Genomic DNA, 14,826 nt, shown 5'->3' with positions numbered 1-14,826 from the left:
GACTGTTCAATGCAGACCGAACACTTTGATAGTACGAAGAAACTCGTACATTGGGCAAGGGGAGATCGGGAGCCGACGATCGTGGACGAGCAGCAGAACCAGCAGAACCAGCAGAGTCAGCAGGACCAGAGCCAGGGCCGGCGAAGCCACCGCGCGGAGCCCGAGCACACCCATCCGCAGCACGTGTCGGTGCAGGAGGTGTTCACCGCCCTCGCCGATCCGGTGCGGCTCATGATCGTCCGTCAGCTGGCCGCGTCGGCGGACTGGGAGCGCACCTGCGGCAGCTTCGACGTCCCGGTCGGGAAGGCGGCGCTGAGCCACCACTTCGCGGTGCTGCGGTCGGCGGGGCTGATCGAGCAGCGTGACGCCGGACCCAGACGGGTGAACCGGCTGCGCCGCGCCGAGGTGGACGCGCGGTTCCCGGGCCTGCTCGACCTCGCCCTGCGTGGTTGACCGGATGCGGGGGAGCAAGCAGGCTGCGACCATGCGCGAATTCACCGTACGACGACGCCGGTCGGCCGATCTCGAGGCATGCGCGGACGCGCTGCGCGCCGTCCACCGGGCCGACGGCTACCCGCAGGAGTGGCCGGCCGACCCGGTCCGCTGGCTGACGGACTCGGATCAGCTGGCCGGCTGGGTGGCGGTGGAGAGTACGGACGGCGCCGGTGCCGTGGTCGGGCATGTGCTGCTCTGCCGCGGCTCGGGCTCCTCGGCGGGCGAGGAGTGGGCCGGCCTCGCCGAGGGGCGTACGGCGGACCAGGCCGGCGCGGTCGGTCGGCTCTTCGTCGCACCCGCCGCGCGCGGGCACCGGCTCGGCGCCCGCCTGCTCGCGGCGGCCGTCCGGCAGGCGCACGCCTGGCGGCTGCAGCCGGTGCTCGACGTCGTGACGACCGGCGCGGAGGCGATCGGACTCTATGAACGCCTCGGGTGGCAGCGGTTCGTGACGGTCGATCAGCGGTGGGGGCCGGGCCGGCTGGTGCCCGTGCACTGCTTCGCCGGACCGGAGCCGGCTGCCACCTGGGCCGCTGCGGAGTAGCGGCGGCTGCGGGGACTCAGACCGGACGGCGGGCGATCGCGTCGAACCGGTGCCAGTGCTTCTGCTCCTCGCTGAACGACGGGCCGTCCATCTCGATCTCGCTGAAGCGCAACAGCTGCAGGCCGTCGAAGAGTTGGCGTGCCGCATCGACGGTCAGGAAGGTGTGGCCGGGCTGGTCGGCCCAGGAGTCGCGGACCCCGAAGAGGTTGACCGCGATCCAGCCGCCGGGACGCAGCGCGAGCCGCAGCAGCCCCCAGAGCCTGGCGAATTCGTCCGGCCCGATGTACGGCAGCGAGAAGCCGGCGTGGATCAGGTCCGCGTGCGGCACCGAGCACAGGTCGGTGAACGAGGCCGTCTCGACGGTGAGCCGATCATGGTCCTGTGGGCGGGTGTTGGCGCGCACCCGGCCCGCGGTGTCGGGGGCGAAGTCCACCGCGTGCGTCCACCATCCGGCGCGCAGCATGGCGTCGGTCTCCCGGCCGATGCCACAGCCGAGGTCGATGGCCGTGCGCCCGTCGCCGGGGCCGGCCAGCAGCAGGACCTCCTCGCAGAGCGGCCGGACGGCGCGGTCGCGCTGCGCGGTGTTGTAGTCGTCCCAGTGGGCCGGATCGCGGGGGAGCGGGTGGAGCGACGGCGTGGTGGGATGGTGCGGCGGTTCCATGCTGCTGGCAGACCCTTCGCTCAACTGGCTGAACCCGGCGGTGCGTTGCGACCACGCTACGGCCGGGGTACGACATCGGGGCCGGATCGCGAGGATCCGGCCCCGATGGTACTGGCCTGTGGTAGCGGGGCCCGCCATGTTCAACTGCGGCCCGGGCGAAGCGTCTTGTCAGGACCTGTCGGGCGCCTCCGGCCGCCGCTCCCAGAGCGTCACGCCCACCGCGAGCGCGGCCACCGCCACCCCGACTGTGGCCAGCAGCCGGGCCGCGTCCGAGCTGTGGCCGGGCAGCAGCGCCGCGGCCAGCACCAGCGCCGACGCGGCGCAGGCCGCGAGCGCGGCGCGCGGGCCGGCCAGCCGGGTGCCCCGGGCGGTGCCACGTGCGTCCACGTAGAGCAGGTAGCCGAGCAGCAGCGTGACGTCCGCCGCGGCCGCCCAGCCCGAGGGCCGGCCGAGCGCGCCCAGCACCACGGCGACGACGGCGAGCGCGGTGTTGCGGTGGCGGGAGAGCCGGACGAGCAGCCGGGCGGAGGTCATCTTCCACGGATCGGTCACCGGCGGCCCGGCCCAGCAGCCGAAGCCGGCGGCGAGCACGAGCGGCACCGCGTCCAGCGCGGCGCCGCCGTGGCGCACCGGCCCGCAGGCGACCGCCGCGAGCGCGATCCCGAACGCGCGCTCCGGCAGCGACCACCCGCGCACCCGCGAGGCCAGTGTGGTCGGTGCGGGCGGCGCGGTCGGCGCAGGCGACTCGGACGACGTGCCCGCGCCGGGCGCTGTGGTGGAGCTGGTCAACGAGTCCTCCCATGGATCCGGCTGCGCAGCAGCGGAGCGAGCGCCAGGTCCAGCGACTCGCCAGGGGTGTGGGTCACCACCGGGATGCCCCGGTTGCGCAGCGCGAAGCGCATCGCGTCCCGGTCCGCGCGCCACAGTCGCAACGCCAACTGGCCCACCTGGTCGTCCGGTTCGACGTCCGGATCGCCGGTCGGGACCTCCACCACGACGAGCGCGCTGCCCCGGTCGGCCAGGTCGGCGAGCACGTCCAGCACCCGCTGGTCGGCCAGCGGCGTGAACGCGTAGACCAGCGCGCCGGTGGGCAGCGCCGCCGGTGGCAGCCGTTGCAGGTCGGGAGTGCGGTAGCCGAGGTCCTTGCGGACCTCCAGCACGCTTTCCACGATCCGGTAGAACTGCCGCTCGCCGGTCCCGGCGCGCAGCCACCGGGTGCTGCCGCCGATCGACACGACACCGATCCGGTCGTGCAGGCGCAGGTAGGCGCGGGTCAGGCCGGCCGCGGCCCGAACCGTCTCGTCCAGCGTGGACGCGCCGCTGACCGGGTCGCGGAAGTCGCCGAGCGCGTCGATCAGCATCACCGTGTCGGCGGCCCGCTCGGCGGTGAACTCGTTGAGCTGGATGCTGCCGCGCCGCGTGGTGGACGGCCAGTGGATCCGGCGCTGGCGCTCGCCGAAGACGTGCGGGCGGACCCCGACCACCTCGACCCCCTCGCCGCTCTGCCGGGTTGCGTGCTCGCCGAGCCGCGCGGGCAGCCGGACCGGGATCGGCGAGAGCGTGGAGCCGGTCGGCACCGGGAACACCTCGGCCTCGCCGAGCGCGACCCGCTCGGTGCGCCGGCTCAGGCCGCCGGTGTCGTAGACGTCGAGGTCGAGCGTGCCCAGGCTCCAGCGGCCCCAGCGGTCGGCCGCCAGGTCCAGCTCGACCGCGTCCGGGCCGACCCGCTCGGCGACCAGCCGCAGCCCGGGGCCGGGGACGAACCGGGGCTCCAGCCGTCCGATCTCGCCGTCGTGCCGCACGGTGGCCCGCACGGTGATCAGGTCGCCCTCGAAGCAGCGGCGCGGCGCGGCGTCCGCCTCGGCCACCACCTCGGTCGGACGGCTGCGCCCGGGAGCGGCGAGCGCGAGCAGCACCACCGGGCCGGCCGCCACCGCGAGCAGCCACGGCTCGCCGCTGAGCAGCGCGGCCGCGGCGGCCACCACCGCGACGGTCAGCAGCCGCAGCGTCCGCTCGCCGGCCCGCCAGCCGGGCACCGGCGGGGTGACGTCCGCCGGGTCGGCCACGGACTCCGGGTCGGCCACGGACTTCGGGGTGGACGGCGCGCTGAGGGGTGACGACGCGGTCATGAGCGGACGTCAGCCGGCACGGTCTGCGCCGCAGGCGCCCCTGACGTCGCAGGTGTCGCTGACGTCGCAGCTGCCGCCGACGGCTGCGCGGCCCGTGGCACCGTCTGCGGCGTCGGAACCTCCGCCACCAGCCGGGCCAGCACGTCGTCCGCCGCCACCTGGCGCACCCAGAGCTCCGGCTTGAGCGTCACCCGGTGCGCCAGCGCGGGCACCGCGACCGACTTGACGTCCTCCGGCGTCAGGTAGTCGCGGCCGTCCAGCACGGCGCGGGCCCGGGCGAGTTGGACCAGCGCCAGACCGCCGCGCGGCGAGGCGCCGACCTCGATCTGCGGGTGCGTGCGGGTCGCGGTGATCAGCGCGATGATGTACTCGACCAGGTCGTCGGCCACCTCCACCTGCTCCAGCGCGGCGCGCATCGCAAGGACCCGGGCCGGCGTGGAGAGCGCGCGCACGGTCGGCTCGGGCGTCGCCCGGTCGAGCCGGGCGCGGAGCATCGAAGACTCCAACTCCGGTGCCAGGTAGCCCATCCGGACCCGCAGCAGGAACCGGTCCAGCTGCGCTTCGGGCAGCGAGTAGGTGCCCTCGTACTCGATCGGGTTGGCGGTGGCGATCACCACGAACGGGTCGGGCAGCTTCCGGGTGGTGCCGTCGATCGAGACCTGGGCCTCGGCCATCGCCTCCAGCAGCGCGGCCTGCGTCTTCGGCGGCGTCCGGTTGATCTCGTCGGCGAGCAGCAGGTGGGTGAAGATCGGACCGGGCCGGAACACCATCTCGCCGCTGCGCTGGTCGTAGATCGGCGCGCCGGAGACGTCCGAGGGCAGCAGGTCGGGGGTGAACTGGATCCGCCGGAACTCCAGCCCGAGCGCGCCGGCGAAGGAGCGGGCCAGCAGCGTCTTGCCGAGCCCGGGCAGGTCCTCGATCAGGATGTGCCCGCCGGCCAGCACGCCGAGCATCACGAGTTCGAGCGCCTCGGGCTTGCCGACCACGGCCCGCCCGATCTCGTCGAGCACGTCGCGGGCGAGCGTGCCGGCCTGCTGCGGTGTCAGGGTCTCGGCCGTCTCGTTCGTCTCGGTCGTCACAGGGGCCTCACAGAAGGGATGGGATCAGATAGACAAGGTCGTTCGTCAGGTCGGTCAGAGCGCTTCGAGCCGGTCGACCAGCATGGCCAGCACCGGCGGCGACAGCGCGTCCCCGGCGCCGGGCGCGTCCGGATCCAGCCACGGCCAGACCTCGGGGCCGACGAGTGCGGCGGCCCGGTCGGGCTGGGTGAACAGCGAGACGTCGTGGCGCTCGGAGAGCTTGGCGGCGTAGAGGCGGCGCAGTCGTGGACGCAGCGGGTGCGGCGGGTCCTCGCCGTTCAGGCCGTTGCGGACGGTCCAGTACCAGTCGGCCAGGCTCGGCTCGCGGCTGGTCAGCAGCTTGCTGCGCCGCCGGGTGGTGCGGTCCTCGGCGCCGGCGCCGGCCACGTACCGCGCGGTCAGCAGCGCGGCGCCGCCGAACAGCGCGAGGCCGACGCCGAGTCCGGGCCAGCCGCCCGCCAGGGCCAGCAGCACCAGCGCGATCGGGACCAACTGGCCGAGCGTGACCAGCACATGGCGCACCGAACCGGGCTGCGCCGGTGGTGTGCTCGGCTCCGCTGCCGGGGTGGTGAGACTCGAGTTCCGGCTCATCAGGCCCTCGCCTCCGTCGTTTCCGTCGGTTCCTCGGCCGCTCGCTGTTCGAGGTGCTCGGCGATGGCGTCGAGTGCGGCGCGGGCGCGGCTGAGGTGGGTGGCGCCCATGGGGTGGCGGGAGAAGCGGGCTTCGCGGAAGAGTGCGGTGAGTGTGCCGGCGTCGCTCGGGCGGACGGTGCCGGTGGCGACGGCGCGCTCCAGCAGGTCGGTGGGGCTGTCGGCGATCAGGCGTTCGATGCCGGAGGCGGCGAGGGAGTCCTCCATGGCGGCGTAGCAGGCGATCACGGCGGCGCGGGCGTCGTCCCCGTGCAGCGCCCGGCGCGCGGAGGCGATCGCCTCGGCCAGCTCCTGCTCGCCGAGCCCGGTCCGGGGCACGAGGAGCGGCGGCGTCTGCTCCGCCCGCCGGCGCAGCAGGCGACGCAGCGCCAGCAGCACCGCCACCAGCCCGGCCAGCAGCGCCAGCAGCGCGGCCACCTCGACGATCACGGTCAGCAGGTTCTCGCCCGGCACTCCGTCCCCGGCCTTCGGCAGCGGCTGACGGGCGGCGGGCGGCGATCCGGCGAGGTGCACCTTGGGCGGATGGAACCGCCAGTCGTGCTGCAGCGCCAGCATCGCGAGCGGCACCCCCACCGCCATCGCCGGGAGCAGTCGCAGCGCGGCGTCCTTCAGCCGTTCGGCCCGTGGCGTCAGGCCGGTCAGATGGCCGACCTGGCCGCGGAAGTACCGGAACTGCCGCTCGGCGAGGAACAGCCAGCCGATGCCCAGCAGCAGCACCAGGCCGAACCTGCCGTACAGCGGCGCGCCGGTGCCGGCCAGCCGACCACCGGCCGGGTGCAGGACGAGCGCGGCGAGGACCAGCGCGGCCACCGCGACGACCGGCAGCCACCGGCGCAAGCCGGCCGTCCCGGCTCTCCCGTCCACCCCGCCCGGATGACCCCCGGACGGCGACGGCTCCGGTTCCGGAGCACGCTGCGCCTGCGAAGAGTCCGATGCCGACATTCGTGTCACTCCCCCCATACGGGTCCGCCCGCATGATGGTGACGGCCCGCCAGGAGCGAGCTTGGCACAGCGGCCGGGACCACGGCTGCGCGGGGGGCGTCAAGAATTCGTATCAAGACGTTTCGCCTCGCGGCCACCCCGGACCCAGGGCGACGGCGGCAGGCGCGGAACCACGGACCGGATGCCATCTCAGAGTGCTTCGAGCCGCTCGACCAGCATGGTCAGCACCGGCAGCGTGATGCTGGGCGCGGGGGCCGGGTGGTCCGGGGCGACCCACGGCCAGGCCGTCGGACCGACCAGCCCGGCGGCGCGCTCCGGCTCGGCGAAGAGCGAGACGGCGTACCGCTCGGAGAGCCGGGCCGCGTACAGGCGTTGGAGCTGTGGGCGCAGCGGGTGCTGGAAGCCGTCCTTGTCCAGGCCGTTGCGGGTGGTCCAGTACCACTCGCCGAGTCCGGGGTGCCGGCTCGCCATCAGCCGGGGGCGCCGCCGGTAGCCGCCGTCCTCGGCCCCGGCGCCGAACACGTACCGGCCGGTGAGCAGGGCGGTGCTGCCGAGCAGCGCGGCCCCGGCGGCGAGCCCGGACAGGCCGGCCGAGAGTCCCAGTGCGATCTCGACGGCCAGCGCGACGCCGCCGAGCACGGTGAGGGTGTGCCGGGCCGTGCCGTGCCGCTCCTCCGGGCCGCCGGTGCCTTCGGCACGACGATCGTCCGCGCCTGCCGAGGCCAGCGCCCCGGTGGTGTGCGCCTGCGGGGTGCCCAGCGCGGTTGCGTAGCTGGTCGGGTTCAGTGCGCGGCTCGACCGTCGGTCCATCAGGCCCTCGCCTCCGTCGTCTCCGTCGGTTCCTCGGCCGCCCGCTGTTCGAGGTGTTCGGCGATGGCGTCGAGCGCCGCCCTGGCCCGGCTGAGGTGGGTGGCGCCCATCGGGTGGCGGGAGAAGCGGGCCTCACGGAAGAGCGCGGTGAGCGTGCCCGCGTCGCTCGGGCGGACGGTGCCGGTGGCGACGGCGCGCTCCAGCAGGTCGGTGGGGCTGTCGGCGATCAGGCGTTCGACGCCGGAGGCGGCGAGGGAGTCCTCCATGGCGGCGTAGCAGGCGATCACGGCAGCGCGGGCGTCGTCCCCGTGCAGCGCCCGGCGCGCCGAGGCGATCGCCTCGGCCAGCTCCTGCTCGCCGAGCCGGTCCAGCCGCCCGCGCTCCACCGGCCCGCCGCCGTGCCGTGGCCGGTACCGGCGCAGCGAGCGCCAGATCAGCACGACGGCCACCAGCACGGCGAGCACCGCGCCGATCTCGATGAGCAGCGCCAGGTGGGCCACCAGGTCGGTCCGGCGCTCGGCGGGCTCCGGGCGGGGACCGGCAGTGAACGAGGGCGTCGGGGACGGCGTCGGGGACGACGTCAGACCTGCGTCCGGCGGGAGGTCCGGCTGCTTGGCGTTCTGCCAGGTGTAGCCGACGACCAGCAACACGGGCATCACGAGCGCGGCGCCGGGCAGCAGGCGCAGCGCGGCGTCCTTGAGCCGGTCGGCGCGCGGCGGCAGGTCCATCCGGTGGCGCGCCCCGGCACGGTAGTACTGGAAGACCCGGCCGACCGTCACCAGCCAGGCCAGCGACAGCACGATCACCAGCCCGAACTGATCGGTCAGCGGTCCCTTGCCCCCCAGCAGCCCATGCCCCGGCCGCAGCACCAACGCCCCGAACGCCAGCCCGGCCACCGCAAGCACAGCCAGCGCGGGCCGCAGCGCGGCGCGAGCATGCGGCTCCTCGGGGGCGGCGGGCTCCTCCGGTCCGGTCATCGCAGAACGTCCCCCCGTACAACACGCGGCCTGCGCGGGTCTCCCCCCGCGCCACAGTCAGGCCCGATCCGCAGCTTCGCACAGCCGATCACGATTGTCTGCAAGCGAAAGGGCAACCCTCGCGGCGCGTCCGCCACAACGTGCCACCCGCACGAGCGCGCAAGCGCCTGCGCGATGTTCGGGGACCGGGCATGACTCCGTGTCAGGTGCGCGGGGACATGGTGGTGGGGAAAGGCTGGGATGTGGCGGACAGGCCGTGAACTTGCTGTCCTTCGGTGACCGTCACGGGGATGCCATCGGCGAGGGCGGTCAGGGCGCCCTTCATCGCAGCGGACGCGGCTCCGTCGGCATCCGTGGTCACTTCGATGCCGGATGCCTGGGGTGCCATCGCGGCCGTGTAGAGGACGTAGGGAAGCGTTTTGGCCTGGCCCGCGTTAGCGATCTTGTCGATGGCGCGATCGATATCCTTCCGCGCGTACTTGCACTTGAGGATGACGACCCTGGAGGTATCGATGCCAGGGTGGGAGGCTCGGGCGGCGCGGACCAGGCTGCGAGCCTTCGCTTCGTCGGTAGCGAAGAGCCTGACGACACCAGCGTGATCATCCAGTTCGAGGTCGCCGAAGACGTCCTGGAACGCCCCGCGCCCCTGGTCGCCGAGAGCGGATTCAAGATCCTGAAGCGCAGTGAAGGTGATCGCGTCGCCCCGGCCGGTAGGTGAGACCGTGCCGGCGGGCGTTGCCACGGTCCCGTGGGTGGATGCGCAAGCGGCCATGGCGCTGAGGGCGACGACGAGTGAGGCGGCGGTGAGCGCGGCGCGCCTTCGGTTCACGGTGGCTCCTTCGAGTCCGGCTGGGTCATCGAACGTGGGTGGGCCGCCATCGGTTCCGATGACGGCTCAGCCAGAGGAGATGCTGCCGCGCGCCTGGCGGTCGTTGGTATGGCACCTGACAGTAGTCAATCAGTTACTTTGGGACACATGAGTTTCCGATCGGACGTATCGTCGGCCGCAGCGGAAGCCTGGTGGTCGCCTGGAGCTGCTTCTGCCTGACGTGCCGTCAATCGAGGTGGGGAGCAGAGATGCCCGGTCGCAAGAAGATCCTGGACCCGGCCGCGTCGACCGAGAACCTGTTCGGCGGGATGCTGCGCATGTTCCGGGAGTTGAGAGGTGTCTCGCAGCCGCAGCTCGCGGCTGCGATCTTCTGCGACAACAGCCATATCAGCCGGGTCGAGTGCGGCTTTCGGGCGCCGAAGATCGAGCTCGCGGTGGCCTGCGACGAGTACCTGAAGACCGGCGGTGCGCTGGCGTACCTGATGCCGTTCGTCCTGGCGCGGCTGGAGGCCGTCTTCCCCGAAGGCTTCATGGACTTCGTCGAGGAGGAGTCCAAGGCGTCCGAGATGAGGATCTTCGAGACCACCTACATCCCGGGCCTGCTTCAGACCGAGGCATACGCCCGCGCCCTGCTGGAAGCTGGTGGCATTCGGCGCGACGACACGCCCGACACCGTCGAGGAGCGGCTGGCGCTGCGGCTGGACCGACAGAAGATCCTGACGTCGGAGACTCCACCGTTCGTCTTCGCGGTGATCGACGAGAGCACCCTGCACCGGGCCGTTGGCGGGAGGGAGGTGATGCGCGAGCTGTGTGACCACCTGCTGGAGCTGGCGGCGCTCCCCAATGTCGCGTTGCAGGTCGCACCGATGTCGCTCGGCGAGCGGGCGCCGCTGAGTGCGCCGTTGACCCTGCTGACCCTTCCGGACGGTGTCGTCCTCGGGTACACGGAGTCCCTCTGGCGCGGGTCGTTGGAGCGGAAGCCCACCGTTCTGGCGCAGTATCAACGCCGGTACGCTCTACTCCAGATTGCAGCCCTCTCGCAGGATGCATCGGTCGAGCTGATCCGCAAAGTCAGGCAGGAGCTGTACGCATGAGTGATCTGACCGGCGCCCGGTGGCGAAAGTCGTCGTACAGCACTGATGAGGGGGGCAACTGCATCGAGGTGGCCGACGGTCAGTTCGCCGGCACCACCCCGGTCCGCGACTCCAAGGACCCTGAGGGTCCCGCGTTGCTCTTCACCGCCACCGCCTTCGCCACGTTCGTCGCAGGCGTCCGCGACGGCGAGTTCGGCACCGTTTGACGCCTGCGGCCACCGCTGCTCCGCAACGGGGGCAGCGGTCGGTGTCGTCCCTCCGAGTCCTCCCCAAGGCCTGTGACGCGTTCGCGGATCGCTTCTCAGACTGTTGCTCCGAGGAAGAAGAGTTCGTAGCTCCCGCCGCCGAAGGGTGGGAGGCCCGTGGTGCGCTCGGTGTCGAAGTGGGCGGGGCTCTCCGGGAGGAGCCCGCTGGCGTCGAGGTCCATTTCGAACGGGAATTGGGAGACGGAAGACGCGCCGTTGTTGTATTCGCAGGCGTGGAAACTGCCGTCATCCGTGACGATCCCCACCTGAACGCTCGCGCTCCCCGCGATCGGTTCGGTGATGTTGATGGCCTGGTCTTCCCCTGCGACCTTCATGATGTTGTCGAAGATCACGGCGTCGTTCATCCTGACCTGAACATGACGCGGACCTGGGCTGTCTTGGACGATCAAGTCGAAATGCACTGCTTGCTGCATGGTCGCCACCTCCGAGTGATACCCCCCTCGACTCCAGGAGACCACAGCAGCAGGGGAGGCGATACTGGTGAACGAACCAGGCGGTTCGTGCCGGCGCCGCACGGGCCGCGCCCCCCGAGGGGCGCGGCCCGCGGCGGTTCCTAGGAGACGCCGCTGCCGGTGGCGGTCATCGAGCCGACCGCGTCGGCCTCCTCGATCTGGTTGGTGACGAACTTCCACGGCACGGTGAAGTAGCCGTTGGAACCCCAGGAGGAGCCCCAGGAGTTGGCGATCTTCACGCCCTTGGAGTTGTAGCCGACGATGGCCACCTCGTGGCCGCCCAGCGGCTGGCCGCGCAGCTCGCTGCTGGTCGGGTAGTAGGTGTAGTTGGCGGCGGTGGAGGCGGTGATGTCCTCCAGGCTCTGGTACACCTCGAAGGCGAAGACCACCGGCTCGCCCTGGGCGAGCGAGCTCTTGATCTCGTTCTGGAGCGCGCTGCCGGTGTCCAGTGCGGTGTAGCCGGAGAGCACCCAGTTCGCCGCGTTCGCGGTCTCGTTGGAGTCGGGCTGGGTGGTGTAGTCGAAGTCGCCCTGCCAGTAGTCGGCCTTGGTGTCCAGGCCCTGGCTGGTCAGGATGTCGAAGTGCTGGCTCGCGTAGCTGCCCTGGTCGTTGCCCTGTGCGATCTGGGCGTAGGTGTACATCGGGGCGTGCGGAGCGCCCTTGATGCCCTGCTCGGCCTCCGTGATGCCGATCGCCGAGTAGTCGATGGCCCAGGCCACGCAGGAGCCGACCTGGCCCTGGTCGCCCACCTGCGGAAGGTAGTTGCTGAGGTCCACGCTCGCGGGCACCGAGGCCGGGAGTGCGTGCGGGGCCAACGCGGTGCCGTGGCTGTGACGGGCCACGTGGCCGAGCAACGCGCCGAGTGCGTAGTGGTGGTGGCTGTGGGCCGGGGCGGTGGGGGCCGCCATGGCCGAGGGGGCGGCGACGGCGCCGACCGCGCCGGCTATCGCCAGGACCGCGATGGCGCGGGTCCGGTTGATCGTCTTCTTGGACACGTGTGCTGTTCCTTCTCTCGTGGGGGAGGCACAGCAGGGCGGCATGTGGGTGGGGGTCCGCCCGCCGGCAGGTGAACCGCGTTGCTGGGAGCGCGGTATGACTAACCTTAGAGTTTCCTGACAAAGGCATGCCAGAGTGCAACGTGACATGACCGGAACACGACACCGCGGAACGGATGCCTGCGCGGACCCTTGCCGTCCGTCAACCTCCGTGCCCTGTAGGCGAGTCGATACGCCTTCGGGCCCACAGCGTCGAGACGCTGTGGGCCCGAAGGCGTTCCGGTGACTCGCGTGACCAGGGTCAGCTCGTCTTGATGCTGTCCAGGATGTCCAGCCGCGCCGCGCGGCGGGCCGGCCAGATCGCCGCGAGCAGGCCGACCACCGCGGCGGCCGCCAGGAAGCCGAGGATCTGGAACGGGGGAATCACCGTGGTCAGGCTCTTGAAGCTGTTGGCGATCACCCCGTTGCCGGCCCAGGCGATCAGGATGCCGAGGCCGATGCCCAGCAGGCCGCCGAGCAGGGCGATCAGCAGGGACTCCAGCCGGACCATCCGGCGCACCTCGCGGCGGCCCAGGCCGACGGCGCGGAGCATGCCGATCTCGCGGCGGCGCTCGAAGACCGACATCGCCATCGTGTTGACCACGCCGAGCACCGCGATCACCACGGACATCCCGAGCAGGCCGTACATGATGTTGAGCATCGCGGTGACCATCTGGCGGCTCTCCTTCTTCAGGTCCGCCTGGCCCTTGACCGCGATCAGCGGGTTGCCGCCGGTGGCGTCCTTGAGCGCCTGCTTGAGCGCCGCGTCGGCGCCGTGCACGCCCTTGACCAGCACCTTGTCCGGGCCGAGGCCCTCGCCGTGCGGGGCGATCGCCGCGTCGGGCGCGTACAGCCCGGTGACCTCGCTGCTGCTCGCCACGATGCCGCCGACGGTGAGGTGGCCGGTGCTGCCGTCCGGGAAGGTGCCGTCGATGCTGTCGCCGACCTTGAGGCCCTGGTTCTTCGCGTAGTCCGAGGAGGCCAGCAGCTGTCCCTGCTTCAGCGCGTCGGCCGAGCCGGCGGTCGCGGTCAGCGTGAGCAGCGAGCCGATGGACTGCGGATCGACGCCGGTGAGCCAGCTGGTCCGGTCGCCGCCGCGGTCCAGCGGGACCTGGCGCAGCACGCTGCTCTCGCTGACGCCCGGGGTCTTCGCGATCTCGGTGCCGACCTCGGGGGCCAGCGACGAGTAGTTCTGCATGGTCACCGCGAAGTCGGCCTTCAGGTCGTTGCCGGCGGCCTTGTCCACGGCCTGGTTGACCGAGGCGCCGACCACGGTGAGCGCGGTGATCAGCGTGACGCCGATGGTCAGCGCGGAGGCGGTGGCCGCGGTGCGGCGCGGGTTGCGCAGCGCGTTCTCCCGGGCCAGCTTGGCCGGGCTGCCGAAGAGCCGCTGCAGCGCGGGGGCGAGCAGTGCGATCAGCGGGCGCGACAGCAGCGGGGTGAGCACGAAGACGCCCAGCAGCGTGGCCGCGGCGCCGAGCCCGACGACGTTGGTGTCGTGGCTGCCCGAGCCGAGCGCCAGCAGCCCGACGCCGCCACCGGCGATCAGCAGGCCGATGCTGTTGCGCAGCACCAGGCTCTTCTGGGTGGTCGGCTGGTCGCCGTCGCTCAGCGCGGCGACGGGGGAGATCCGGGAGGCCCGGCGGGCCGGCAGCCAGGCGGCGACGACGGTGACCAGCACGCCCACCGCGAGCGCGGTCAGCACGGTGCCCGGCGCGATGATCAGTGGCCCGTCCGGCAGGTTGGCGTCCATCGGGCCGTTCAGCAGCGCGCGCAGACCGGCGGCGATGCCGGTGCCGGCGACCAGTCCGGCCACCGATGCGAGCAGACCGACCAGCGCCGCTTCGGCCAGCACCGAGCGGGTGATCTGCTTGCGGCTGGCGCCGACCGCGCGCAGCAGGGCGAGCTCCTTGGTGCGCTGGGCGACCAGCATGGTGAAGGTGTTGGCGATGATGAAGATGCCGACGAAGAGCGAGATACCGGCGAAGACGAGCAGCGAGTTGCTGAGGCTGCGGGTGCCCTCGGCGATCATCCGGTTCTGGTCGGCCTCCAGCTGCCGGCCGGTCTGCGCGGTGAAGTCGCCGCCGGCGGGCAGGGTCTGGTCGAGCTTGCCGAGCAGCGCCTGCGGGTCGGTGCCGGGCGCGCCCTTGACGTCGATCTGCTGGAACTGTCCCGGCTTCAGGTAGAGCTGCTGCGCGGTCGCGGTGTCGAACGCGGCGAGCGAGCCGCCGGCGGTGATCCGCGGGTCGTTGGCGTGCAGGGTGCCGGTGAGCTTGAGGTTCATCACCGGGCCGTTGACGGCCACCCGGACGGTGTCGCCGATCTGGTAGCCGCCCTTCTGCGCGGTCCTGGTGTCCAGCGCGATCTCGCCGGCGTTCTGCGGGCCGCGCCCGGCCGCCAGCGGGTAGCGGCTGTCGGCGCCGTCGGGGCCCGGCACGTAGTTGGTGCCGGTGGTGGAGAAGCCGTCGCCGATCAGCGCGCCGTGCTTGTCGGCGATGCCGGCGAAGCCGGTCACCACGCCACGGGCGTCCAGCGCGCCGGGCAGTGCGGCGATGGCGCGCCGGGTGTCGTCGGTGAGGTGCGTGCCGGGGCCCTTGGCCGCGCTCGGGTCGTGGCTGTAGCCGTTGCTCACCGCGTTGTTGTCGCTGACGGTCACCGCGATGTCGGTGTAGCTCTTGGCGTTCTGGGACTTCAGCGCGCTGCCGAGGGTGTCGGTGAAGACGAGCGTGCCGGCCACGAACGCGGTGCCGAGCAGCACGGCGAGCGTGGTCATCAGCAGCCGGGCCTTGTGGGCGAGCACGTTGCGCAAGGCGGTGCGGTACATGGGTCTCTCGTTCGGATCGCAGGCTGGCGGTCGGGCAGGCTGG

16 protein-coding genes are annotated in these 14,826 nt (G+C 72.3%); 4 read left to right on the top strand and 12 right to left on the bottom strand.

What is annotated here, in order from left to right; translation table 11 throughout:
* Nucleotides 1–183 precede the first annotated feature (183 nt).
* Nucleotides 184–453, top strand: coding sequence for an ArsR/SmtB family transcription factor (locus AC060L_RS09260; RefSeq protein WP_483798256.1), 270 nt, complete (start codon nt 184–186; stop codon nt 451–453).
* A gap of 31 nt (nt 454–484) precedes the next feature.
* Nucleotides 485–1,036 carry a GNAT family N-acetyltransferase gene (locus AC060L_RS09255; RefSeq protein ID WP_483798112.1) on the top strand — a complete coding sequence of 184 codons (552 nt, stop codon included), beginning with the start codon at nt 485–487 and terminating at the stop codon, nt 1,034–1,036.
* Nucleotides 1,037–1,052: 16 nt separating this feature from the next.
* On the opposite strand, the gene AC060L_RS09250 is transcribed toward AC060L_RS09255, so the two are convergent.
* The 9 genes from AC060L_RS09250 to AC060L_RS09210 form a co-directional block, all read right to left on the bottom strand.
* Nucleotides 1,053–1,697 (bottom strand): class I SAM-dependent methyltransferase, encoded by a 645-nt coding sequence (locus AC060L_RS09250; RefSeq protein ID WP_483798111.1) that lies wholly within the window; start codon nt 1,695–1,697, stop codon nt 1,053–1,055.
* A gap of 168 nt (nt 1,698–1,865) precedes the next feature.
* Complete coding sequence (locus AC060L_RS09245; protein WP_483798110.1) at nt 1,866–2,486, bottom strand: hypothetical protein; 621 nt, start codon at nt 2,484–2,486, stop codon at nt 1,866–1,868.
* The gene (locus AC060L_RS09240; protein WP_483798109.1) at nt 2,483–3,826 is read right to left on the bottom strand and encodes a DUF58 domain-containing protein; all 1,344 of its coding nucleotides are present in this window, start codon (nt 3,824–3,826) and stop codon (nt 2,483–2,485) included. The genes AC060L_RS09245 and AC060L_RS09240 overlap by 4 nt, the downstream gene beginning before the upstream one ends.
* Entirely contained in the window at nt 3,823–4,905 is a 1,083-nt protein-coding gene (locus tag AC060L_RS09235; RefSeq protein ID WP_483798108.1) for an AAA family ATPase, read from the bottom strand. Before AC060L_RS09235 ends, AC060L_RS09240 begins: the two co-directional genes overlap by 4 nt.
* Nucleotides 4,906–4,959: 54 nt before the next feature.
* A complete protein-coding gene (locus AC060L_RS09230) occupies nt 4,960–5,496 on the bottom strand; it encodes a hypothetical protein (protein WP_483798107.1) in 537 nt (178 codons plus the stop codon).
* Entirely contained in the window at nt 5,496–6,392 is an 897-nt protein-coding gene (locus AC060L_RS09225) for a DUF4129 domain-containing protein (protein WP_483798106.1), read from the bottom strand. The genes AC060L_RS09230 and AC060L_RS09225 overlap by 1 nt, the downstream gene beginning before the upstream one ends.
* Before the next feature lie 294 nt (nt 6,393–6,686).
* A complete protein-coding gene (locus tag AC060L_RS09220; protein ID WP_483798105.1) occupies nt 6,687–7,307 on the bottom strand; it encodes a hypothetical protein in 621 nt (206 codons plus the stop codon).
* A complete protein-coding gene (locus tag AC060L_RS09215) occupies nt 7,307–8,284 on the bottom strand; it encodes a DUF4129 domain-containing protein (RefSeq protein WP_483798104.1) in 978 nt (325 codons plus the stop codon). Before AC060L_RS09215 ends, AC060L_RS09220 begins: the two co-directional genes overlap by 1 nt.
* Before the next feature lie 202 nt (nt 8,285–8,486).
* Nucleotides 8,487–9,113: a hypothetical protein gene (locus AC060L_RS09210; protein ID WP_483798103.1), complete on the bottom strand. Its 627-nt coding sequence runs from the start codon at nt 9,111–9,113 to the stop codon at nt 8,487–8,489.
* Between the two features lie 248 nt (nt 9,114–9,361).
* On the opposite strand from AC060L_RS09210, the gene AC060L_RS09205 reads away from it, so the two are divergent.
* A complete protein-coding gene (locus AC060L_RS09205) occupies nt 9,362–10,207 on the top strand; it encodes a helix-turn-helix domain-containing protein (protein WP_483798102.1) in 846 nt (281 codons plus the stop codon).
* Entirely contained in the window at nt 10,204–10,413 is a 210-nt protein-coding gene (locus AC060L_RS09200) for a DUF397 domain-containing protein (RefSeq protein WP_483798101.1), read from the top strand. Before AC060L_RS09205 ends, AC060L_RS09200 begins: the two co-directional genes overlap by 4 nt.
* Nucleotides 10,414–10,508: 95 nt before the next feature.
* On the opposite strand, the gene AC060L_RS09195 is transcribed toward AC060L_RS09200, so the two are convergent.
* The 3 genes from AC060L_RS09195 to AC060L_RS09185 form a co-directional block, all read right to left on the bottom strand.
* On the bottom strand, nt 10,509–10,895 hold the full coding sequence (locus AC060L_RS09195; protein ID WP_483798100.1) for a hypothetical protein: 387 nt from the start codon (nt 10,893–10,895) through the stop codon (nt 10,509–10,511).
* Nucleotides 10,896–11,026: 131 nt separating this feature from the next.
* The gene (locus AC060L_RS09190) at nt 11,027–11,920 is read right to left on the bottom strand and encodes a C1 family peptidase (RefSeq protein ID WP_483798099.1); all 894 of its coding nucleotides are present in this window, start codon (nt 11,918–11,920) and stop codon (nt 11,027–11,029) included.
* Between the two features lie 301 nt (nt 11,921–12,221).
* Nucleotides 12,222–14,783, bottom strand: coding sequence for an ABC transporter permease (locus AC060L_RS09185; protein WP_483798098.1), 2,562 nt, complete (start codon nt 14,781–14,783; stop codon nt 12,222–12,224).
* Nucleotides 14,784–14,826: the final 43 nt, after the last annotated feature.

The organism is Kitasatospora sp. NEAU-69 (genome assembly GCF_057158765.1).
The sequence above is the reverse complement of the archived record's forward strand: the minus strand, read 5'-3'. Positions and strand labels throughout refer to the sequence as shown.

Bases quoted from the DNA above. Each gene is read 5' to 3' on its own strand.
- AC060L_RS09205 (WP_483798102.1), top strand. From the start codon at position 9,362: ATGCCCGGTCGCAAGAAGATCCTGGACCCGGCCGCGTCGACCGAGAAC.
- AC060L_RS09200 (WP_483798101.1), top strand. From the start codon at position 10,204: ATGAGTGATCTGACCGGCGCCCGGTGGCGAAAGTCGTCGTACAGCACT.
- AC060L_RS09185 (WP_483798098.1), bottom strand. From the start codon at position 14,783: ATGTACCGCACCGCCTTGCGCAACGTGCTCGCCCACAAGGCCCGGCTG.
- AC060L_RS09220 (WP_483798105.1), bottom strand. From the start codon at position 7,307: ATGGACCGACGGTCGAGCCGCGCACTGAACCCGACCAGCTACGCAACC.
- AC060L_RS09255 (WP_483798112.1), top strand. From the start codon at position 485: ATGCGCGAATTCACCGTACGACGACGCCGGTCGGCCGATCTCGAGGCA.
- AC060L_RS09250 (WP_483798111.1), bottom strand. From the start codon at position 1,697: ATGGAACCGCCGCACCATCCCACCACGCCGTCGCTCCACCCGCTCCCC.
- AC060L_RS09240 (WP_483798109.1), bottom strand. From the start codon at position 3,826: ATGACCGCGTCGTCACCCCTCAGCGCGCCGTCCACCCCGAAGTCCGTG.
- AC060L_RS09215 (WP_483798104.1), bottom strand. From the start codon at position 8,284: ATGACCGGACCGGAGGAGCCCGCCGCCCCCGAGGAGCCGCATGCTCGC.
- AC060L_RS09230 (WP_483798107.1), bottom strand. From the start codon at position 5,496: ATGAGCCGGAACTCGAGTCTCACCACCCCGGCAGCGGAGCCGAGCACA.